Source organism: Cedecea sp. FDAARGOS_727 (genome assembly GCF_012273235.1).
Lineage (GTDB): Bacteria > Pseudomonadota > Gammaproteobacteria > Enterobacterales > Enterobacteriaceae > Cedecea > Cedecea davisae.
Genome location: NZ_CP050966.1, coordinates 3,278,928 through 3,300,165 on the forward strand (window position 1 = coordinate 3,278,928; position 21,238 = coordinate 3,300,165).

At 56.9% G+C, this 21,238-nt stretch carries 16 protein-coding genes; 8 read left to right on the plus strand and 8 right to left on the minus strand.

The genetic code is table 11. The features are described from left to right. The first annotated feature begins 6 nt into the window (after positions 1 to 6). The 3 genes from menB to menE are packed head-to-tail and all read left to right on the plus strand — an operon-like array spanning position 7 to position 3,205. On the plus strand, positions 7 to 864 hold the full coding sequence (gene menB / locus FOC35_RS15540) for a 1,4-dihydroxy-2-naphthoyl-CoA synthase (RefSeq protein ID WP_016537419.1): 858 nt from the start codon (positions 7 to 9) through the stop codon (positions 862 to 864). After that, positions 864 to 1,829, plus strand: coding sequence for an o-succinylbenzoate synthase (menC, locus tag FOC35_RS15545; protein ID WP_172569396.1), 966 nt, complete (start codon positions 864 to 866; stop codon positions 1,827 to 1,829). Before menB ends, menC begins: the two co-directional genes overlap by 1 nt. Then, entirely contained in the window at positions 1,826 to 3,205 is a 1,380-nt protein-coding gene (gene menE, locus FOC35_RS15550; RefSeq protein ID WP_172569397.1) for an o-succinylbenzoate--CoA ligase, read from the plus strand. Before menC ends, menE begins: the two co-directional genes overlap by 4 nt. 13 nt (positions 3,206 to 3,218) lie before the next feature. On the opposite strand, the gene katA is transcribed toward menE, so the two are convergent. Beyond that, positions 3,219 to 4,667 (minus strand): catalase KatA, encoded by a 1,449-nt coding sequence (gene katA, locus FOC35_RS15555; protein WP_172569398.1) that lies wholly within the window; start codon positions 4,665 to 4,667, stop codon positions 3,219 to 3,221. 265 nt (positions 4,668 to 4,932) lie between these two features. On the opposite strand from katA, the gene FOC35_RS15560 reads away from it, so the two are divergent. Both FOC35_RS15560 and FOC35_RS15565 read left to right on the plus strand, forming a co-directional pair. Next, on the plus strand, positions 4,933 to 5,475 hold the full coding sequence (locus tag FOC35_RS15560) for a YfaZ family outer membrane protein (RefSeq protein WP_016537415.1): 543 nt from the start codon (positions 4,933 to 4,935) through the stop codon (positions 5,473 to 5,475). A 93-nt stretch (positions 5,476 to 5,568) separates the two neighbouring features. Next, positions 5,569 to 6,765 (plus strand): nicotinamide mononucleotide deamidase-related protein YfaY, encoded by a 1,197-nt coding sequence (locus tag FOC35_RS15565; protein ID WP_172569399.1) that lies wholly within the window; start codon positions 5,569 to 5,571, stop codon positions 6,763 to 6,765. Between the two features lie 3 nt (positions 6,766 to 6,768). On the opposite strand, the gene glpC is transcribed toward FOC35_RS15565, so the two are convergent. From glpC to glpA, 3 genes are read right to left on the minus strand one after another with little or no spacing between them, the layout of a single operon-like run. After that, positions 6,769 to 7,971 (minus strand): anaerobic glycerol-3-phosphate dehydrogenase subunit GlpC, encoded by a 1,203-nt coding sequence (glpC, locus tag FOC35_RS15570; protein WP_172569400.1) that lies wholly within the window; start codon positions 7,969 to 7,971, stop codon positions 6,769 to 6,771. Continuing rightward, positions 7,958 to 9,223: a glycerol-3-phosphate dehydrogenase subunit GlpB gene (gene glpB, locus FOC35_RS15575; RefSeq protein WP_172569401.1), complete on the minus strand. Its 1,266-nt coding sequence runs from the start codon at positions 9,221 to 9,223 to the stop codon at positions 7,958 to 7,960. Before glpB ends, glpC begins: the two co-directional genes overlap by 14 nt. Continuing rightward, positions 9,220 to 10,830: an anaerobic glycerol-3-phosphate dehydrogenase subunit A gene (glpA, locus tag FOC35_RS15580; protein WP_172569402.1), complete on the minus strand. Its 1,611-nt coding sequence runs from the start codon at positions 10,828 to 10,830 to the stop codon at positions 9,220 to 9,222. The genes glpB and glpA overlap by 4 nt, the downstream gene beginning before the upstream one ends. A gap of 262 nt (positions 10,831 to 11,092) precedes the next feature. On the opposite strand from glpA, the gene glpT reads away from it, so the two are divergent. Together glpT and glpQ are read left to right on the plus strand one after the other, a co-directional pair. Beyond that, on the plus strand, positions 11,093 to 12,445 hold the full coding sequence (gene glpT / locus FOC35_RS15585; RefSeq protein ID WP_039899370.1) for a glycerol-3-phosphate transporter: 1,353 nt from the start codon (positions 11,093 to 11,095) through the stop codon (positions 12,443 to 12,445). Positions 12,446 to 12,455: 10 nt separating this feature from the next. Next, positions 12,456 to 13,523, plus strand: coding sequence for a glycerophosphodiester phosphodiesterase (glpQ, locus tag FOC35_RS15590; protein WP_172569403.1), 1,068 nt, complete (start codon positions 12,456 to 12,458; stop codon positions 13,521 to 13,523). 37 nt (positions 13,524 to 13,560) lie between these two features. Here the strand turns inward: glpQ and yfaE are convergent, their stop codons facing one another. From yfaE to ubiG, 4 genes are all read right to left on the minus strand, one after another. Next, positions 13,561 to 13,815, minus strand: coding sequence for a class I ribonucleotide reductase maintenance protein YfaE (yfaE, locus tag FOC35_RS15595; protein WP_016537406.1), 255 nt, complete (start codon positions 13,813 to 13,815; stop codon positions 13,561 to 13,563). A gap of 3 nt (positions 13,816 to 13,818) precedes the next feature. Next, positions 13,819 to 14,949 (minus strand): class Ia ribonucleoside-diphosphate reductase subunit beta, encoded by a 1,131-nt coding sequence (gene nrdB, locus FOC35_RS15600; protein WP_172569404.1) that lies wholly within the window; start codon positions 14,947 to 14,949, stop codon positions 13,819 to 13,821. 55 nt (positions 14,950 to 15,004) lie between these two features. Further along, positions 15,005 to 17,290: a class 1a ribonucleoside-diphosphate reductase subunit alpha gene (gene nrdA, locus FOC35_RS15605; protein WP_016537404.1), complete on the minus strand. Its 2,286-nt coding sequence runs from the start codon at positions 17,288 to 17,290 to the stop codon at positions 15,005 to 15,007. A gap of 355 nt (positions 17,291 to 17,645) precedes the next feature. Beyond that, the gene (gene ubiG / locus FOC35_RS15610) at positions 17,646 to 18,365 is read right to left on the minus strand and encodes a bifunctional 2-polyprenyl-6-hydroxyphenol methylase/3-demethylubiquinol 3-O-methyltransferase UbiG (protein ID WP_016537403.1); all 720 of its coding nucleotides are present in this window, start codon (positions 18,363 to 18,365) and stop codon (positions 17,646 to 17,648) included. 160 nt (positions 18,366 to 18,525) lie between these two features. Between ubiG and gyrA the strand changes: the two genes are divergently transcribed. Next, positions 18,526 to 21,162: a DNA topoisomerase (ATP-hydrolyzing) subunit A gene (gene gyrA / locus FOC35_RS15615; RefSeq protein WP_172569405.1), complete on the plus strand. Its 2,637-nt coding sequence runs from the start codon at positions 18,526 to 18,528 to the stop codon at positions 21,160 to 21,162. Positions 21,163 to 21,238 lie beyond the last annotated feature (76 nt).

Sequence of the window (21,238 nt, forward strand, 5' to 3'; positions counted from 1 at the left end):
TCTCTCATGATTTATCCTGATGAACAAATGCTTTACGCCCCGATTGAATGGCAGGACTGCTCCGAAGGCTACACCGATATTCGCTATCACAAATCCGCCGACGGCATCGCCAAAATCACCATTAATCGCCCGGAAGTCCGCAATGCGTTTCGCCCGCTTACGGTTAAAGAGATGATTGATGCTCTGGCAGATGCCCGCTATGACGACAATATCGGCACCATCATCCTGACCGGCGAAGGGGAAAAAGCCTTCTGCGCGGGCGGCGACCAGAAAGTACGCGGCGACTACGGCGGCTATCAGGATGCAAGCGGCGTTCATCACCTCAACGTTCTGGACTTCCAGCGCCAGATCCGTACCTGCCCTAAACCTGTCGTGGCGATGGTTGCCGGGTTCTCCATCGGCGGCGGCCACGTGCTGCATATGATGTGCGACCTGACTATCGCCGCTGAGAACGCCGTGTTCGGGCAGACTGGCCCAAAAGTCGGCTCCTTTGACGGCGGCTGGGGCGCATCCTATATGGCGCGCATCGTAGGCCAGAAAAAGGCTCGTGAGATCTGGTTCCTGTGCCGCCAGTACGACGCGAAAGAAGCGCTGGATATGGGCCTGGTAAACACCGTGGTGCCGGTTGCCGAGTTGGAAAAAGAGACCGTGCGCTGGTGCCGTGAAATGCTGCAAAACAGCCCGATGGCGCTGCGCTGCCTTAAAGCGGCGCTCAACGCCGACTGCGACGGCCAGGCGGGGCTGCAGGAGCTGGCGGGCAACGCCACCATGCTGTTCTATATGACCGAGGAAGGGCAGGAAGGCCGCAACGCGTTTAACCAGAAGCGCCAGCCGGACTTCAGTAAATTCAAACGGAATCCGTAATGCGCAGCGCGGCGCTGTGGCGCTTTCAAATTCCGATGGAGGCTGGCGTAGTGCTGCGCGACCAGCGCCTGAAGCAGCGTGAGGGTCTGGTGGTGCGGCTGACGCAAGGCGATGCTATCGGCTGGGGAGAAATTTCTCCGCTGCCGGGCTTCAGTCGCGAAGTCCTGCCTGAAGCGCAGGAGCAGGCGCAGGGCTGGCTTGACCACTGGCTTGCCGGGGGCGATGTTGCATTGCCCGGGCTGGCGTCCGTTGCGTTTGGCCTGAGCTGCGCCCTTGCGGAGCTGAAAGGCGAGCTGCCGCAGGCCGCCAATTATCGCGCGGCTCCGCTATGTACTGGCGACCCGGACGAATTGATTGTTGCCCTGGCGGACATGCCCGGTGAAAAAGTAGCGAAGGTGAAGGTTGGGCTGTACGAAGCGGTACGAGACGGCATGGTGGTTAACCTGCTGCTGGAGGCCGTTCCAGACCTTCAGCTGCGCCTTGACGCCAACCGCAGCTGGACGCCGCTGAAAGCGCAGCAGTTTGCCAAATACGTTAACCCGGCTCATCGCTCGCGCATCGAATTTATCGAAGAGCCGTGCAAAACGCGCGATCAGTCACGGGAATTTAGCCGGGAAACGGGGATTGCTATCGCCTGGGACGAGAGCCTGCGCGAGGACGATTTTATTTTCGCCGCTGAGCCTGGCGTGGTGGCCGTAGTCATCAAGCCGACGCTGACCGGCAGCCTGGAGAGGGTTCGCCGGCAGGTGGCCGAAGCGCATCGGCTTGGGCAGAAGGTGGTGATCAGTTCTTCCATTGAGTCGAGCCTGGGTCTGACCCAGCTTGCACGTATTGCCGCCTGGCTCACGCCGGACGCTATTCCAGGGCTTGATACTCTGTCGCTGATGCAGGCCCAACTTGAGCGCCGCTGGCCGGGCAGCCCGCTTCCTTGCCTGAACGCAGAACAACTCGAGCGCATACGATGAAGTTTGGCATCTGGCCCTGGCAGCACTGGGCGCAGGAGAAGGGAGAGCAAATCGCACTGCGCCTTGAAGACCAGGCGTTGAACTGGCAGGCGTTGTGCAGCCGCGTTGATGCCCTGGCCGGTGGATTCCATCAGCAGGGCTTAAAGGCCGGAGATGGCGTGGCGCTGAGGGCTAAAAATAGTTCTCAGGCGCTGCTAGCCTGGCTGGCTTTGCTGCAATGCGGAGCCAGAATTCTGCCGCTTAATCCCCAGCTTCCCGACGCGCTGCTCGGGCAATTACTGCCGAGTTTGACGCTGAGTTACGGCTTAGCTTTAAACAGTGGCCAGCCGCCGGTTCCGGGCCTGCCCGAGCTAAAGCTGGCCGAGTCCCAGCCATGGGGCGACGAGTGGCAGCCATGGGGCGACGAGTGGCAGCCTTCCCGGCTTGCTTCGATGACGCTCACCTCAGGCTCGACCGGCTTACCCAAAGCGGCTGTTCATACTGCCTCTGCTCATCTTGCCAGCGCCGCAGGCGTGCTGGCGGTGATGGATTATCGCGCCGGGGACAGCTGGCTGCTTTCTCTGCCAATGTTTCACGTCTCCGGGCAGGGCATATTCTGGCGCTGGCTGTATGCCGGAGGAGAGCTGGTGGTGCGGCCTTCGCATCCTCTGGCGGAAGCCTTGCGAAGCTGTACCCATGCCTCACTGGTGCCGACCCAGCTATGGCGTCTACTGGAGCAGCCCGGCACGCTGGACTTGCGGGAGGTGTTGTTGGGCGGAGCCGCTATTCCTGTTGAGTTAACACAGCAGGCGGAGTCTCGCGGTATTCGCTGCTGGTGCGGCTACGGTTTAACCGAGCTGGCCTCCACGGTTTGCGCTAAACGTGCCGACGGCCAGCCGGATGTCGGCGAACCCTTGCCGGGGCGGGAAGTAAAGATTGTTGATGAGGAAGTGTGGCTGCGGGCAGAAAGTCTGGCGAGCGGCTACTGGCGCAGCGGCGAGCTTGTTCCGCTGGTCAACGATAAGGGCTGGTTCGCCACCCGCGATCGGGGCGTCTTGCTTGATGGGCGGCTCGCCATTGTGGGGCGTCTCGACAACCTGTTTTTCAGCGGCGGGGAAGGCATTCAGCCGGAAGAAGTTGAGCGGGTTATTGCCGGTCACGCCGCCGTTCAGCAGGTATTTGTGGTGCCGGTTGATGATGTCGAATTTGGCCAAAGGCCGGTAGCGGTGGTTGAGCTGGCCGGAGAAGGAACCTTCGATGATATTGCCGCATGGCTTGACGGTAAGCTGCCGCGTTTTCAACTGCCGGTGCGCTGGCTTGCGCTGCCGCAGGAGCTGAAACAGGGCGGGATAAAAATCTCCCGCCGCAAATTGATAGAATGGGTTGCAGGGGAGTAACCCCTGCGGCCGGTTATTTACCCGTTTTCAATGCCTTCAGCGCATTCGCTACGCCAGCACCGTACTCAGGGTGAACCTGGTTGAACAGCGCAATCTGGCGTGTCTGAATACTCTCCGGCACGTCCTTCATCTCACCGGCAATACGCGCGAACATACGCTGATGCTCTTCCTCGCTCAGCAGGTTGTACAGCGCGCGCGGTTGGCTGAAGTAGTCGGTGTCTTCGCGGTGATTCCAGTGGTCTGCCGCGCCTTCAAGGCTGAGCGGCGGCTCGCTGAAATCCGGCTGTTCCTGGAAAACGTTGAAGCTGTTTGGCTCGTAGGTCGCGCCGTTGCCGCTGTTGCCGTCCACCCGCATCGCGCCGTCGCGATGATAGTTATGGAACGGGCATTTCGGCGCGTTAACCGGGATCTGGTGATGGTTAACGCCCAGGCGGTAGCGGTGAGCATCGCCGTAGGAAAACAGGCGGCCCTGCAACATGCGGTCAGGAGAGAAACCAATGCCCGGTACGATGTTGGCCGGCGACATGGCTGCCTGCTCGACGTCGGAGAAGTAGTTTTCCGGGTTGCGGTTAAGTTCCAGCACGCCAACCTCGATTAAAGGGTAATCGCCGTGCGGCCAGACTTTGGTCAGGTCAAACGGGTTGTAAGGCGTTTTTGACGCTTCGGCTTCCGGCATAATCTGAATGAATAGAGTCCAGCGTGGGAAGTCACCGGCCTCAATGGATTCATAGAGATCGCGCTGCGAGCTTTCCCTGTCTTCCGCGATGATTTTTCCCGCTTCATCGTCCATCAGGTTTTCAATACCCTGCTGGGATTTGAGATGGAATTTCACCCAGAAGCGCTGGTTGTCTTTGTTGATAAAGCTGAAGGTATGGCTGCCAAAGCCGTGGATATGGCGGTAGGAGCGCGGCAGGCCGCGGTCGCTGAAGTCTATGGTCAACTGATGCAGCGCTTCCGGCAGATGCGAGAAGAAGTCCCATTTATAAGTCGGGTTACGCAGGTTAGTGCGCGGGTCGCGCTTCACAATATGGTTCAGGTCAGGGAATTTCAGAGGATCGCGCAGGTAGAACACCGGCGTATTGTTGCCGACCAGATCCCAGTTGCCTTCTTCGGTATAAAACTTCATGGAAAAACCACGAATATCACGCTCGGCGTCTGCCGCACCGCGCTCACCGGCCACGGTCGAGAAACGCAGGAACAGCTCGGTCTTTTTACCAATTTCCGAGAACAGCTTTGCCCGGGTGTAGCGGGTGATGTCGTGGGTCACGGTGAAATGGCCGAAGGCGCCGGATCCTTTGGCGTGCATGCGGCGCTCTGGGATCACTTCGCGATCAAAGTGGGCCAGTTTTTCAAGGAACCAAACATCCTGAAGCAGCATCGGGCCACGCGGGCCTGCGGTAGCAACGTTGTTGTTATCAGCAACGGGTGCGCCAGCGGCGGTAGTTAATCCTTTCTTGCTCATCAATGCCTCCTTGGGACCGGATACGGTCGTTACAAAAAGCTTTAAATATAGACCACTTTTAAAATACGTCTTTTAAAATTGCTAAAACACTTTGTCACTACCGGGGCCAGGTGTTCATTGATCTTGTAACGGGATAGCCGTTCTTTTCATTTCCTTACAATCAAGGAATTATTGGCATTTTCCGGCGTGTTGAATAGATAATGCGTCGCGCTACAATTTGGCGTTTTTCAGGGGCTACCCTTTCTCTATTTTCAGGAACCAAGGAATGAACAAATTACTTTTAGCCGGCGGCGCGGGTCTGTTGCTGGTCTCTGCTGGTGCAAGCGCGATTGGCGTCAGCGCCGAAGTCGGCAAGGAATACACTAATATTGGCGTGGGTTTCGGCACCGAAAGCAGTGGCATTGCGGTAACCGGCAACTATGCGCACAACGACGATAACGGCGACGCCGTCGGGCTTGGCCTTGGTTTCAACATCCCGCTGGGGCCGATGATGGCGACCGTGGGCGGCAGAGGCGTTTACCTGAACCCGAAAAAACGTGAAGAAGGCTATGCCCTTGCGGCCGGCGGTGGCCTGAGATGGCCAATTACTCCCGATATCGCGGTATTTGGCGATTACTACTACTCCCCGGACTCGCTCTCCAGCGGCGTGAAGGATTATAAAGAAGCCAGCGCGGGCGCAAGCTGGAACTTTATGCGTCCGTTTTCTGTGCAGGCGGGTTACCGCTACATCAGCCTTGGCGGCAAAGACGGCGATCGTACCGATACGGTTGCCGACGGCCCGTATGTCGGCGTGAGCGCCAGCTTCTAATTCCCCCAACGCGGCTTTTAGCCGCGTTTTTTGTGCCTGTCGGCCCCCGCAGTCTGCGCTATAGTGGGGCGTTTCCCTGCCGCGGAGTAGAAGATGTTAAAAGTAGAAATGCTGTCAACCGGCGACGAAGTGCTGTACGGGCAAATTATTGACACCAACGCAGCCTGGCTTGCCGATTATTTCTTTAATCAGGGCTTACCGATGTCGCGCCGCAACACGGTGGGTGACAGTCTTGCTGACCTGGTTTCGGTGCTGAAAGAGCGCAGTTTTGAAGCCGATATTCTGATTGTTAACGGCGGCCTCGGGCCCACCAGCGATGATTTAAGCGCGCTGGCGGCGGCAACTGCCGCGGGCGTGGCGCTGGTTGAACATGAGGAATGGCTGGCCCATATGGAACAATTCTTCGCCGAGCGCGGGCGGGTGATGGCCCCGAGCAACCGCAAACAGGCGCAGATCCCGGCCGGAAGCGAGATGATCGATAATCCTGTCGGCACCGCCTGCGGTTTTGCCCTAAAACTGAACCGCTGCGTGATGTATTTCACCCCCGGCGTGCCGTCCGAATTTAAAGCTATGGTTGAACAGCAGATAATGCCGAGCCTGCGTGAGCGCTTTACGCTGCCGGAGCCGCCGGTTTGCCTGCGCCTGACTACTTTCGGGCGTTCTGAAAGCGAACTGGCGCAGAGCCTTGATCCGCTGGTTCTGCCCGAAGGCGTGGTGATGGGCTACCGCTCGTCAATGCCGATTATTGAACTCAAGCTCACCGGCCCCGCCGGCCAGCGTGCGGCAATGGAAGCGGTGTGGCCGGAGGTGAGGCGCGTTGCCGGTGAAAGCCTGATTTTTGAAGGCACCGAAGGGCTGGCGGCGCAAATTTCCCGTCGGCTTGCTGAAAAAAATCTGACGATTACCCTGAGCGAGCAGTTTACCGGTGGCTTACTGGCGCTGCAGCTTTCCCGCGAGCAGGCCGCTTTGCAGGCCAGCGAAGTGCTGCCTGCTCAGGCAGATACGCTTAATGCGGCGCTGGAGTACAGCATTGCGCAACGCCTGCATAAACAGGCTGATATCGCTCTGGTCGTCGCCGGAGCCGAGGCACAGCAGATTAATTTTGCCCTCGCAACGCCGCACGGCGCATACGGGCTTGGGGTGAAGTTTGGCGTCAGCCGCCATGCTTTATCCACCCGGCAGGAAGTTTGCGCCATGATGGCCCTCAACATACTGCGCCGCTGGCTTAACGGCCAGCCGCTTGAGAGCGATCATGGCTGGATTAACGTAGTGGAGTCCGTTAGCCGCTAAGCGTCAGGCGAGCGCCCGGGCCAGCAGGGTTATCGGGTGCTCGCAGCGTTTACTGGTGGACATCTCTATTTGCCATTTACAGGTTTCACAGTCGGTTACCACCAGGTCCACGCCGCTCTCTTCTATTTGCTGAAACAGCGGCGCGCCGATGAGCTGGGACGCCGGGTAGTTCTCTTTTTTAAAACCATAAGTCCCGGCAATACCGCAGCATTGCGAGTCAAGAATCACCAGTTCCACGCCGGGAATACGGCGCAGCAGCTCTAGTGAATAAAGGGTCCAGCCCATTTTTTCCATATGGCAGGGCGTGTGATAAGCGATACGCAGCGGCGTGCTTTTTAGCATTAGCCTGCTGCTATTCTCCTCCAGTAATTTCCAGATATAACGCGTTGCCAGTTCGATTTGATTGCGGATTGGGCCGGTATCCACGCCCAGTAAGTGCGGATACTCATCGCGCAGCGTGAAAGTACAGGTTGATGACGTGGCAACGACCGGTAAACCACGCTGTTCCACCGCCTCGCGGAGCGAAGCCGCATTTACCGTCGCCTGTTTCTTCGCTTTATCAATAAAACCATTGGCAATAAGCGGTACGCCGCAGCATTTTTCCTTTTTCAATAACTGTACGCCGATGCCCATCGCGTTGAAGACGCACACTAAATCCTTGCCAAGCTGCGGGTGGTTGTAGTTAACAAAGCAGCCGTGGAAGAAGGCAACCTGCTGCCCGAAGCTGGCCTGATGGGCCGCCTGGCCGCGATACCACTGGCGGAATGTGCCGAAAGAGTATTTAGGCAGTTCCCGATGCGAATCAATTTTTAGAGCCTTATCCAGCAGCTTGCGCACCGGCTTCAGGCCGGTTGTGGCGTTAACCAGCGGGGCGAAAGGCGTGGAGAGCGTGCCCATTAAATCGGTATGGCTGAGAATGGCGTCACGCAGGGAAGGTTTGTGTTCGCCATATTTGGCGCGCGCGCGCTGAATAATATCGCCGATTTTAACTTCAGAAGGGCAGGCGACTTCGCAGCGTTTGCAGTTGGTGCAGTATTTCAGCGCGTCGTCGTACAGAGAAGGATCTTTGAGACGCAGCCGCTCGCCATCCGGCCCGGCCTGTTTTGGCCCTGGATATTCCGGGCGAACCCGGCTAACCGGGCAGGCGGTAGTGCAGACCGTACACTTAATACAGCTTTCAAAGCTGGTTTCATCAAGCAGGTTCATGGCTTTCCTCCGCGGTAGCGAGAATTTGCCGGGCGGCACTCAGGGCGGTTAGCAGCGAAACGCCTGCGCCACATCCCTGTGCGATGGGGTCAAAGCCGCCGAGTACGGCACCAATTGCGTACAAATTTTCCATCCGTGTGGCCTGGTGGAAGGGGTGAAAGTGCTCATCGACTTTTAGCCCAAATTGCAGCCAGGGCTGCGGCGAAAAGAAGTCTTCGTTGCTCCATTCGGCTCGAGCCATCGGGGAGTCGATATCCAGGCCGAAAATTGACTCAAAGATACGCTCTCTGTCCGCCTGTAGCCCGCCGCTAAAGAAGCTGCCGCTGGCGAGAATAACGTTGCCGGTACGCAGCGGCACTTCGCTATGGTTTTTGGTGAACAGGGCGCGAATATAGCCCTGCTCGAGCCGTGCGCCGGTGACGGCATCGCCCGGCATCAGCAGCCCGCCAAGCGACTGAAAGCGGCGGCGCAGGGCCTCATGAAGACGCATGCCGAGAACCGAAGGCGGCAGCGTTGGCAGCAGTTTAATCGGGATGCCGAGGGCTTTTTGCAGGGAAGAGACGGTATCGCCTTCCAGCCCGATGCAGGCGGGCAGGATCATCACTTCCCCGCTGCCCAGCAGCATTTTAAGCTCTTCCGTCAGCGCCTGGCGGTTCTGAGGCTGGTCGAGCAGGCGAGCGATGTTGACCGCCCGGAACTCGCTGGGGTTATTACGCAGGACGTCCAGCGCGGGCAGGGTGAGTTCGGCAACGTGCGCCGCGCAGCCCGAGTCCGACAGCGAACCGGCAACCAGCTCGGCCTGAAAATCCAGAAAGCCCGCGATATTAATCACCGTCACTTTTTGCCACGGCAGCGGAGCCTGCGGGACTTCAGGAGGGCTTAACCAGCTGGCTCTCTGCTTGCCGAGCGGCGTTATTCGCCGGTGGTTTTGCCGGTAGCTACCTTCAAGCTCGACCCCGGCTCTGGCCAGCAGTCGCTCGCTTTCTGCGGCAAGTTCCAGCACGGTTTTTTTGCCCATCAGGCTATAAGGATGATGCGGAGCCTGCTGCGCAAGGCTATCTAACGCCGTCTCCAGGCCAGCAACCTGGCCGCCTTCAGGCAGGGTGGAGAGCAGGTCCAGCGAGCCGGAGGAGAAATGCAGGGCGCTTTGCCCGCGGCTGATCATGGCGCAGCGCTGGCCGCTCTCTGCCAGCCGTATTCCGGCGGTCAGCCCCGCCAGCCCGCTGCCGATAATAATGGTGTCGAATTTCATCCTTGTTCTCCGCTATCCAGGCCGCAAAGCCCCTGGTAAACCCAGGCGGTAAATTCGCTTTCTCGCAGGGCGTTGCCCCAGGCTATGGGGCGCACGCCTTTCCAGCGCTCGTTAAGAAAATGGGAAAGCTGTTCCAGCGACTGGGCTGGCGTGGTCTGCTGAAAGCGCTGCAAAAGCCCGGCCGCACGGCAGGCGCACAGCTCACCCTGACAGGTGCCCATGCCCACGCGGGTTCTGCGCCGCAGGTCGCCCAGGCTTTTTACCCCCAGAGCGTCGATTGCGTAGCGCACCTCGCCAGTGGTGACGGCCTCGCATTCGCACACCAGGCTGTTGCTCAACCGGCTGTTATTCAGCATGCGGGTTGCGCGGTCGCCGTGGCGCCAGACCGCCGAGCCGCGAATAGTTGGGGGAAGAGAAATGACTTTGCCCAGCGTTTGCTCCGAGGTCTGCTCGGAGCCGGGAAGAGGAGTCGTGGCGGTAGTGCAGGGTGCGGTATTGCCAAGACGACGGCAAACCAGGTCGGTAGCCCACTCTGCCATCAGGCGATAGGTCATCAGTTTGCCGCCGGTAATGGTTATAAACCCGTCCATGCCGTCGCGTGCGGCGTGGTCGAGCAGCACTATTCCGCGGCTGACGCTGCGCCCCGTTGGGTCGTCATCGCTGGCAACGAGAGGACGCACGCCGGCATAGGCGCGTAAAATGCGGGTTTGCCCAAGGATCGGCGCCAGTTTTTCTCCTTCGCGCAGCAGAATATCCACTTCGTCGGCGGTCACGCGCATATTGTCGATTTGGTCGTAATCAATATGGGTGGAGGTGGTGCCGATAAGCGAGATGGTGTCGCCCGGCACCAGAATGTCGGCATCCGCAGGCTTGCGGCAGCGGTTGATGACCATATTGTTAATGCGATGCCCGAGGATCAGCAGCGCGCCCCTGGCCGGGAACATTTTCACCTTCAGATCGGCATATTCGGCGATATGCTGCCCCCAAATCCCGGCGGCGTTGACCACCATGGCGGCGCGCAATTCATCGGGCTGGCGGGTCAAATGGTTGAAGACTTTGACGCCGCAAACTCTGGCCCCTTCGCGAATCAGGCCGGTAACTTCGCAGCCGGTGAGCACTTCTGCGCCATGCTCTCTGGCATCCAGCATGTTGGCAGCGGTGAGCCTGAAGGGATCGACCGTTCCGTCCGGGACGCGTACCGCGCCGATAAGCGCTGGATTAGCCGACGGCTCGAGGCGCAGAGCCTCTTTTACCTCCAGCGCTTCGGCATTGATTCCCGCCCGGCGGCAGGCGGCGATAAACCCGCCCTGAAAAGCTAAATCATCTTCCGGAAGGGTGATAAACAGGCCGTCGGTGGGCTCAATGCAGTGGCGGGCGATACGGCGCAGGATGCGGTTTTCCTCAATGCACTCTTTAGCGGACTCGCCGTCGGTCACCGCATAGCGCGCGCCGCTGTGCAGCAGGCCGTGGTTGCGCCCGGTAGCGCCGGTGGCAATGTCGTGGCGTTCCAGCAGCAGCACGCTAAGCCCGCGGCGGGCGCAGTCGCGCGCTATTCCGGCTCCGGTAGCCCCTCCGCCAATGATAATTACGTCCGTTTCTCTGCTCACCTGGCGCTCCCTTTATCCCTGCTTTATTTACAGGTATTCAGCCATAAATAAAGAACGAAATGTTTGATTGCGAGCAAATTCGAGCAAAAAACGAAAATAAAGCGTCGTTCAATGCACGCTTTCGCCTCTTTGTAATAAAAATGTAACATTGTGTGCGATGTTTCACAGTAAATACGCGCATTGATAACTAAGATGCGCTCGCAAAAGAACATTTGGCAGGAGCCGTTTGCTCCCGCTGCAAATCCAGGCCACGGAGGCACGTATGTTAAGTATCTTCAAACCCGCAGCGCATAAAGCGCGTATGCCAGAGGAGCAGATAGACCCGCACTATCGCCGCCTGCGCTGGCAGATCTTCATGGGCATCTTCTTCGGTTACGCCGCTTACTATCTGGTAAGAAAAAACTTCACGCTGGCGATGCCTTATTTAATTGATCAGGGCTTCTCGCGCGGCGACCTCGGTTTTGCTCTATCCGGGATTTCCATCGCCTACGGGTTTTCGAAATTCATCATGGGGTCGGTCTCTGACCGCTCGAACCCGCGCGTTTTCCTGCCTGCCGGTTTAATACTCGCTGCGGCGGTGATGCTGTTTATGGGCTTTGTGCCGTGGGCAACGTCAAGCATCGCGGGCATGTTCGTGCTGCTGTTCCTGTGCGGATGGTTCCAGGGAATGGGCTGGCCGCCGTGCGGGCGTACCATGGTTCACTGGTGGTCGCAGAAGGAGCGCGGCGGGATTGTTTCGGTCTGGAACTGCGCCCATAACGTCGGCGGCGGTATTCCTCCGCTGCTGTTTATGCTGGGCATGGCGTGGTTTAACGACTGGCATGCGGCGCTTTATATGCCTGCTTTTGCCGCCATTTTTGTGGCCATTGTTGCGTTTGGCTTGATGCGTGATACTCCGCAATCCTGCGGCCTGCCGCCGATTGAAGAGTACAAAAACGACTACCCAACGGATTACAACGATAAAGCGGAAGAAGAGTTAACCGCGAAGCAGATCTTCATGCAGTACGTGTTCCCGAACCGCCTGCTGTGGTACATCGCTATTGCCAACGTGTTTGTCTATCTGCTGCGTTACGGCATTCTGGACTGGTCACCGACCTACCTGAAAGAAGTGAAGCATTTTGCGCTGGATAAATCCTCCTGGGCCTATTTCCTGTACGAATATGCGGGCATTCCGGGCACGCTGCTGTGCGGCTGGATGTCGGACAAAGTCTTTAAGGGCAACCGCGGCGCAACCGGCGTGTTCTTCATGATTCTGGTGACCATCGCCACCGTGGTTTACTGGCTCAATCCTGCGGGTAATCCGGGCGTGGATATGGCCTGTATGATAATCATCGGCTTCCTGATTTATGGCCCGGTGATGCTTATCGGCCTGCATGCGCTTGAGCTGGCACCTAAAAAGGCCGCCGGTACGGCGGCGGGCTTTACCGGCCTGTTCGGCTATCTTGGCGGGTCGGTAGCGGCCAGCGCCATTGTGGGTTATACCGTTGACTTCTTCGGCTGGGACGGCGGGTTCATCGTCATGATTGGCGGTAGCGTGCTGGCGGTGTTGTTGCTGATTGTGGTGATGATTGGCGAACGTAAACAGCATGATGAAAAACTGCTGAAGAACGGCTAAGGAGAGCGAAATGAAACTGATTGCAAAATCCCTGCTGGCGGGCGTAGTGCTGGTGGCAACCAGCGCCGCATTTGCCCAGACGGCGGACAAAATCGTTATTGCCCACCGGGGAGCCAGCGGCTACCTGCCGGAGCATACTTTACCGGCTAAGGCCATGGCCTACGCTCAGGGGGCGGACTACCTTGAGCAAGATCTGGTAATGACCAAAGATGACCGGCTGGTGGTGCTGCATGACCACTATCTGGACAGGGTCACCGACGTGGCCCAGCGCTTCCCTGACAGAGCGCGTAAAGACGGGCGTTACTACGCCATCGACTTTACGCTTGCCGAAATCAAGTCGCTGAAATTTACCGAAGGCTTCGATATCGTTAACGGCAAGCAGGTGCAGACTTACCCTGGCCGCTTCCCGATGGGCAAGTCCGACTTCCGCGTGCATACCTTTGAGGAAGAGATTGAGTTTATCCAGGGGCTGAACCACTCCACCGGGCACAATATTGGCATTTACCCCGAGATTAAGGCTCCGTGGTTCCATCATCAGGAAGGCAAGGACATCGCGGCTAAAACGCTGGAGGTGCTCAAGCAGTACGGCTACACCGGCAAGCAGGACAAGGTTTACCTGCAATGCTTTGACGCCGCCGAGCTGAAGCGCATTAAGAACCAGCTTGAGCCGAAGATGGGCATGGACCTGAAGCTGGTACAGCTGATTGCCTATACCGACTGGAATGAAACCCAGGAGAAGCAGGCGGACGGGAAGTGGGCCAACTACAGCTATGACTGGATGTTCAAGCCGGGCGCCATGAAGCAGATTGCGCAGTATGCCGACGGCATCGGCCCCGACTATCACATGCTGGTGGAAAAGGACTCGAAGAAAGGCCACGTCAGGCTGACCGATATGGTTACCGAGGCGCACGCCAGCAAGCTGACGGTACATCCTTATACGGTAAGGGCGGATGCGCTGCCGGATTACGTGAGCGACGTAAATCAGCTGTATGACGTGCTTTATAACAAAGCGGGCGTGGACGGCTTATTTACCGACTTCCCCGACAAGGGCGTGCAGTTCCTTAAAAAACAGCAGTAGTAAATAAAAAGGCCGCTTAGCGGCCTTTTTCATATCTTCACATCTCGAGTTCGATATCTCCCCGCGCTTTGCAGCAGCAGGGGAGGATCTCGCCGGGCTGAATAAAGGCCAGCGGCTCGGTCAGCCATTGCACTTCACCTGCCAGCAGCTTAGTCCGGCATGAGCCGCAATAACCTTCCCGGCACTGATACTCAACGCAGACTTTGTGTGACTCCAGCGCGGCCAGTAGCGAAGGGTGTTCCTCTTCGCTAATGAGATGTGCGCCGGTAATGCTTAGCGTAATACGGCCCATAACTTACAGCTGGAAGTCGCTCAGATCGTCGGTATTGACCTCGGAATCTATCTGACCAACCAGATAGGAACTGACCTCAACTTCCTGCGGCGCAACCTGCACGTTGTCGGAAACCAGCCAGGCGTTGATCCATGGAATTGGGTTTGAGCGGGTCTGGAACGGCAAATCAAGGCCAACGGCCTGCATGCGGATGTTGGTAATGTACTCAACATACTGGCAGAGAATGTCTTTGTTCAGGCCAATCATCGAGCCGTCGCGGAACAGGTAGTCCGCCCACTCTTTTTCCTGCTGGGCGGCCAGCACGAACAGGTCATAACACTGCTGGCGGCATTCGATGGCGATCTCGGCCATTTCCGGGTCGTCTTCGCCGCTGCGCATCAAGTTCAGCATGTGCTGAGTGCCGGTCAGGTGCAGGGCTTCGTCGCGGGCGATAAGCTTGATGATTTTGGCATTGCCTTCCATCAGCTCGCGCTCTGCAAAAGCGAAGGAGCAGGCAAAGCTGACATAGAAGCGAATGGCTTCCAGGGCGTTAACGCTCATCAGGCAGATATAGAGCTGTTTTTTCAGGGCGCGCAGGTTAACGGTGACGGTTTTACCGTTCACGGTATGGGTGCCTTCGCCCAGCAGATGCCAGTAGCTGGTCATCTCGATCAGATCGTCATAGTAGCCGGAGATATCTTTGGCACGCTTGAGGATCTCCTGATTGGTGACGATATCGTCAAACACAATCGCCGGATCGTTAACGATGTTACGGATGATGTGGGTGTAAGAGCGGGAGTGAATGGTCTCGCTAAACGCCCAGGTTTCCACCCAGGTTTCCAGTTCAGGAATAGAGATCAGCGGCAGCAGCGCCACGTTCGGGCTGCGGCCCTGGATGGAGTCCAGCAGCGTCTGATACTTCAGGTTGCTGATAAAGATGTGCTTCTCGTGCTCCGGCAGCGCCTGGAAGTCGATGCGGTCGCGGGAGACGTCCACTTCTTCCGGGCGCCAGAAGAAGGAGAGCTGCTTCTCAATCAGTTTTTCAAAGATGTCATATTTTTGCTGATCGTAGCGCGCGACGTTAACCGACTGGCCAAAGAACATCGGTTCGGCGAGCTGATCGTTTTTTGTCTGTGAAAAAGTGGTATAGGCCATGAGGTCAAATCCTATGATGCGTCGAAAAAATCCCCTCTTGCGAGGGGATTAAGCGTTAGATTTTGCAAGCGCCGCTTTCGCAGCCATCGTCCTGGATAGAAGGTGCCAGGTCATCCTGGGTATCTTCGGCCCCGTCGCGGGTGTTTTGATAGTAAAGGGTCTTCACGCCAAATTTATAGGCGGTGAGCAAGTCCTTCAGCAGCTGCTGCATCGGTACTTTACCAGACGGGAAGCGCGTCGGGTCATAGTTGGTGTTGGCGGAGATCGACTGGTCGATAAACTTCTGCATCAGGCCAACCAGCTGAAGGTAACCGTCGTTATTCGGCATCTCCCACAGCAGCTCGTAATTATCTTTCAGACGCTCGTAATCAGGCACCACCTGGCGCAGGATACCGTCTTTCGAGGCTTTAATGCTGATATGGCCGCGCGGTGGCTCGATGCCGTTGGTGGCGTTAGAGATCTGCGAAGAGGTCTCAGACGGCATCAGTGCAGAGAGCGTGGAGTTACGCAGGCCGTGAGTTTTGATGGACTCACGCAGCGCTTCCCAGTCCAGGTGCAGCGGCTCGTTGCTGATCGCATCCAAATCTTTCTTGTAGGTGTCGATCGGCAGGATGCCTTTGGCGTAGGTGGTTTCGTTGAACCACGGGCAGGCACCTTGCTCTTTTGCCAGCTCGTTAGAGGCTTTCAGCAGATAATACTGAATGGCTTCGAAGGTCTTGTGCGTCAGGTTATTGGCGCTGCCGTCGGAATAACGTACGCCATGTTTTGCCAGGTAATAGGCGAAGTTGATCACGCCAATACCCAGCGTACGGCGGCCCATTGCGCCGCGTTTAGCCGCCAGAATTGGGTAATCCTGGTAGTCGAGCAGGGCGTCCAGAGCGCGAACCGCCAGCACGGCCATCTCTTCCAGATCGTCCAGGCTGTTGATAACGCCCAGGTTGAATGCGGAGAGGGTGCAGAGCGCAATTTCGCCGTTTTCGTCGTTCACATCGTCCAGCGGCTTGGTCGGCAGGGCGATTTCCAGGCACAGGTTGGACTGGCGAACCGGAGCAATTGCCGGGTCGAACGGGCTGTGGGTGTTACAGTGGTCAACGTTCTGGATGTAGATACGGCCGGTAGAGGCGCGTTCCTGCATCATCAGGGAGAACAGCTCGACCGCCTTCACGCGCTGTTTGCGGATGCTGTCGTCTTTCTCATATTTAGTGTACAGGCTCTCGAACTTCTCCTGGTCGGCGAAGAACGCGTCGTACAGCCCCGGGACGTCGGACGGGCTGAACAGAGTGATGTCCTCGCCCTTAAGCAGGCGGGTATACATCAGTTTGTTAATCTGCACGCCATAGTCCATATGACGCACGCGGTTGCCTTCAACGCCGCGGTTGTTTTTCAGTACCAGCAGGCTTTCGACTTCCAGGTGCCACATTGGGTAGAACAGAGTCGCAGCCCCGCCGCGCACGCCGCCCTGAGAGCAGGACTTAACCGCGGTCTGGAAGTGCTTGTAGAACGGGATACAGCCGGTGTGGAACGCTTCACCGCCGCGGATAGGGCTACCCAGAGCACGGATGCGGCCGGCGTTAATACCGATGCCTGCACGCTGGGAAACGTATTTCACAATAGCGCTGGACGTCGCGTTAATGGAGTCCAGGCTGTCGCCGCACTCGATCAGTACGCAGGAGCTGAACTGGCGAGTCGGGGTGCGCACGCCGGACATGATCGGCGTAGGCAGGGAAATTTTGAAAGTGGAAACCGCATCATAGAAACGCTTGACGTAGCTGAGGCGGGTTTCACGCGGGTAGCCGGAGAACAGGCAGGCGGCTACCAGGATGTAAAGGAACTGCGCGCTCTCGTAGATTTCGCCGGAGACGCGGTTCTGCACCAGATATTTGCCTTCCAGCTGCTTAACGGCCGCGTAGGAGAAGTTCATATCACGCCAGTGATCGATGAAATCGTCCATCTGCTTGAACTCTTCTTCCGTGTAGTCTTCCAGCAGATGTTGATCGTATTTGCCCAGCTCAACCATTTTAACCACCTGATCGTAAAGCTTCGGCGGCTCGAACTGGCCGTAGGCTTTTTTACGCAGGTGGAAAATCGCCAGACGTGCGGCGAGATACTGATAGTCCGGCGCGTCGCGGGAAATCAGGTCGGCAGCGGCCTTAATAATGGTTTCATGAATGTCAGAGGTTTTGATGCCGTCATAAAACTGGATGTGGGAACGCAGCTCTACCTGAGAAACGGAAACGTTGTTCAGCCCCTCAGCGGCCCAGTCGAGCACTCGATGGATTTTGTCCAGATTGATGCGCTCTTTGCTGCCATCGCGCTTGGTAACCAGCAGACTCTGATTCATGTGAGTTTTACCTGTCCGTGAGATGAGTTTTCCCCTGATTTATGCACACCCGTCAGCCTGTGACTAACTCTGTGGATAAATACTACATATAGGGGGTGGGTGACAAAATGGTCACTAGATGGTGAGTATTCTAGTAAGGAATCCGTTCAGTACAAGTATTGATTTCGGCAATAAAATGATGTTCAGCGGGGGGCTTTTTTCCTAAGTCCACGTCACGTAAGGCCTGAGGGAATTGTCAATGGGATGCAAAAAAAATGAAAATTTTGATCGGGTGCTGATTTCTTAAACTCTATCGATAATTGCGCAACCGGTCGCGCGCAATTATCGATAATCAATGCTTATACGATATGCCGATTTATGCTTCAGTATGCAGCATATAATTAACATCTACCCCTGGACCCAGCTTGAATTTGTTGGTCAGCGGATTGAAATGTAGCCCGGTAATATGGCGCTCGCGCAGCGGAGTCTGATCGACCCAGCCTAATAGCTCGGCCGGTTTGATGAACTTCTTCACGTCGTGGGTGCCTTTTGGCACCATGCGCATCACGTATTCCGCCCCGACAACCGCCATCAGCCAGGCTTTGCCGTTGCGGTTAATGGTTGAGAAGAAGACGTGGCCGCCGGGCTTTACCAGGCGAGCGCAGGCGCGAACCACCGACTGCGGGTCTGGCACATGTTCCAGCATTTCCATACAGGTCACGACGTCGTACTTTCCCGCGTGTTTGTCTGCATGCTGCTCAACCGTCTCCTGGACATAATCGACTTTGATTCCGCTTTCCAGCGCATGAAGGCGAGCGACCTGAAGCGGTTCAAAGCCCATATCCAGGCCCGTAACATTGGCCCCTTCACGCGCCATGCTTTCTGCCAGAATACCGCCGCCGCAGCCGACATCCAGCACGGTTTTGCCGAATAGACCGCCGGAGCGCTGATTGATATAGCCCAAACGCAGCGGGTTGATGCGATGCAGCGGCTTAAATTCGCCTTCAAGATCCCACCAGCGCGAAGCAACAGCTTCAAATTTGGCGATTTCATCGTGGTCGACGTTCTGCATAACCGGTTGGTTTTCAGCATTCATTACAGCGGTGACTCCTTGCAGATGTTGAGGCGGGCAGTATATCAGGCTGGCGGTGCGAATAAAGCGTCGACAAATGCGTTCCGGTTTCCCCACAGAGTGCCGCATGTGTTATAATTTGCGACCTTTGAATCCGGGAAAACACTAGAGGGATAGCGGTTACATGAGCGACCTTGCCAGAGAAATTACGCCGGTCAACATTGAGGAAGAGCTGAAGAGCTCCTATCTGGATTATGCGATGTCGGTTATTGTCGGCCGCGCACTGCCAGATGTCCGAGATGGACTTAAGCCGGTACACCGTCGCGTACTTTACGCGATGAACGTATTGGGCAATGACTGGAACAAAGCATATAAAAAATCCGCCCGTGTTGTTGGTGACGTAATCGGTAAATATCACCCTCATGGTGACACCGCGGTTTATGACACCATCGTCCGTATGGCACAGCCATTTTCCCTGCGTTACATGCTGGTTGACGGCCAGGGTAACTTCGGTTCGGTAGACGGCGACTCCGCCGCAGCGATGCGTTATACGGAAATCCGTATGTCGAAAATCGCCCACGAACTGATGGCCGACCTGGAAAAAGATACGGTTGATTTCGTCGATAACTACGACGGCACCGAAAAAATTCCAGACGTTATGCCGACCAAAATTCCTAACCTGCTGGTAAACGGTTCATCCGGTATCGCAGTTGGGATGGCGACCAACATTCCGCCGCACAACATTACCGAAGTCATCAACGGCTGCCTCGCTTATATCGAAGACGAGAACATCAGCGTTGAAGGGCTGATGGAACACATCCCTGGGCCAGACTTCCCGACCGCCGCCATCATTAACGGCCGCCGTGGGATTGAAGAAGCCTACCGCACCGGCCGTGGCAAAATTTATATTCGCGCCCGCGCGGAAGTCGAAGCCGACGCCAAAACCGGCCGCGAAACCATCATCGTTCACGAAATTCCGTACCAGGTTAACAAAGCACGCCTGATCGAGAAAATCGCCGAGCTGGTGAAAGACAAACGCGTTGAAGGCATCAGCGCGCTGCGCGACGAGTCTGATAAAGACGGTATGCGCATCGTCATTGAGATTAAACGCGACGCCGTTGGCGAAGTGGTGCTCAATAACCTTTATTCGCAGACTCAGCTGCAGGTTTCCTTCGGTATCAACATGGTGGCACTGCACCATGGCCAGCCGAAGATAATGAACCTGAAAGATATCCTTTCTGCCTTCGTGCGTCACCGCCGCGAAGTGGTGACCCGTCGTACCATTTTCGAGCTGCGTAAAGCCCGCGATCGCGCCCACATCCTCGAAGGTCTGGCTATCGCGTTGGCGAACATCGACCCGATCATCGAGCTGATTCGCAACTCGCCAAACGCCGCAGAGGCGAAAGCTGGCCTGATTGCTCGTTCGTGGGATCTGGGTAACGTTGCCGCGATGCTGGAACGCGCCGGTGACGACGCGGCGCGCCCTGAGTGGCTGGAGCCTGAATTTGGCATCCGCGACGGCAAATACTTCCTCACCGAGCAGCAGGCTCAGGCGATTCTGGATCTGCGTTTGCAGAAACTGACCGGCCTTGAGCACGAAAAACTGCTCGATGAGTATAAAGAGCTGCTGGAGCAAATTGCCGAGCTGCTGCATATTCTTGGCAGCGCCGAGCGCCTGATGGAAGTGATTCGCGAAGAGCTGGAAGCGATGCGCGATCAGTTCGGCGATAATCGTCGCACCGAAATCACCGCCAACACCGCCGATATTAACATTGAAGATCTGATCAACCAGGAAGACGTGGTGGTCACCCTGTCTCACCAGGGCTATGTGAAGTATCAGCCGCTGACCGACTATGAAGCTCAGCGCCGCGGGGGCAAAGGTAAGTCCGCCGCCCGTATTAAAGAAGAAGACTTTATCGACCGCCTGCTGGTGGCCAACACCCACGACACCATTCTGCTGTTCTCCAGCCGTGGTCGTCTGTACTGGATGAAGGTCTATCAGCTGCCGGAAGCGAGCCGTGGCGCGCGTGGCCGTCCAATCGTCAACCTGCTGCCGCTGGAAGCGAATGAACGTATTACGGCTATTCTGCCGGTGCGCGAGTACGCCGAAGGGGTTAACGTCTTTATGGCTACCGCAAGCGGCACCGTGAAGAAAACCGCGCTGACCGATTTCAGCCGTCCGCGTTCTGCCGGTATCATCGCCGTTAACCTTAACGATGGCGATGAACTGATTGGCGTTGACCTGACCAACGGTAGCGACGAAGCCATGCTGTTCTCAGCCGCAGGTAAAGTGGTGCGCTTCAAAGAAGACGCCGTTCGTACCATGGGCCGAACCGCAACAGGCGTTCGCGGCATCAAGTTGGCGGGCGAAGACAAAGTTGTTTCCCTGATTATTCCACGCGGCGAAGGGGCAATCCTGACCGTCACGCAGAATGGTTACGGTAAGCGTACCGCGGCTGCGGAATACCCAACCAAGTCTCGCGCAACTCAGGGCGTTATCTCCATTAAGGTCACCGAGCGTAACGGCAGCGTTGTCGGCGCGGTGCAGGTGGAAGATACCGACCAGATTATGATGATTACCGATGCCGGTACGCTGGTGCGTACTCGCGTTTCGGAAGTCAGCGTAGTTGGGCGTAACACCCAGGGCGTTATCCTCATCCGTACTGCGGAAGATGAGAACGTGGTCGGCCTGCAGCGCGTGGCCGAGCCGGTGGACGACGAAGAGCTGGACAGCATCGACGGTAGCGTAGCGGAAGGTGACGATGAAATCGCCCCGGAAGCGGAAGCCGATGATGATGTAGCTGACGACGCGGAAGAATAATCCGAAATTGTCTGTCAATAAAGGGTCGCTTCGGCGGCCCTTTTTGTTTGCCGTTGCGGGACAAAGGTTTTGCGGC

Excerpts from the sequence above, each read along its gene's own strand:
- menB (WP_016537419.1), top strand. The coding sequence starts at position 7 with ATGATTTATCCTGATGAACAAATGCTTTACGCCCCGATTGAATGGCAG.
- menC (WP_172569396.1), top strand. The coding sequence starts at position 864 with ATGCGCAGCGCGGCGCTGTGGCGCTTTCAAATTCCGATGGAGGCTGGC.
- menE (WP_172569397.1), top strand. The coding sequence starts at position 1,826 with ATGAAGTTTGGCATCTGGCCCTGGCAGCACTGGGCGCAGGAGAAGGGA.
- katA (WP_172569398.1), bottom strand. The coding sequence starts at position 4,667 with ATGAGCAAGAAAGGATTAACTACCGCCGCTGGCGCACCCGTTGCTGAT.
- FOC35_RS15560 (WP_016537415.1), top strand. The coding sequence starts at position 4,933 with ATGAACAAATTACTTTTAGCCGGCGGCGCGGGTCTGTTGCTGGTCTCT.
- FOC35_RS15565 (WP_172569399.1), top strand. The coding sequence starts at position 5,569 with ATGTTAAAAGTAGAAATGCTGTCAACCGGCGACGAAGTGCTGTACGGG.
- glpC (WP_172569400.1), bottom strand. The coding sequence starts at position 7,971 with ATGAACCTGCTTGATGAAACCAGCTTTGAAAGCTGTATTAAGTGTACG.
- glpB (WP_172569401.1), bottom strand. The coding sequence starts at position 9,223 with ATGAAATTCGACACCATTATTATCGGCAGCGGGCTGGCGGGGCTGACC.
- glpT (WP_039899370.1), top strand. The coding sequence starts at position 11,093 with ATGTTAAGTATCTTCAAACCCGCAGCGCATAAAGCGCGTATGCCAGAG.
- glpQ (WP_172569403.1), top strand. The coding sequence starts at position 12,456 with ATGAAACTGATTGCAAAATCCCTGCTGGCGGGCGTAGTGCTGGTGGCA.
- yfaE (WP_016537406.1), bottom strand. The coding sequence starts at position 13,815 with ATGGGCCGTATTACGCTAAGCATTACCGGCGCACATCTCATTAGCGAA.
- nrdB (WP_172569404.1), bottom strand. The coding sequence starts at position 14,949 with ATGGCCTATACCACTTTTTCACAGACAAAAAACGATCAGCTCGCCGAA.
- nrdA (WP_016537404.1), bottom strand. The coding sequence starts at position 17,290 with ATGAATCAGAGTCTGCTGGTTACCAAGCGCGATGGCAGCAAAGAGCGC.
- ubiG (WP_016537403.1), bottom strand. The coding sequence starts at position 18,365 with ATGAATGCTGAAAACCAACCGGTTATGCAGAACGTCGACCACGATGAA.
- gyrA (WP_172569405.1), top strand. The coding sequence starts at position 18,526 with ATGAGCGACCTTGCCAGAGAAATTACGCCGGTCAACATTGAGGAAGAG.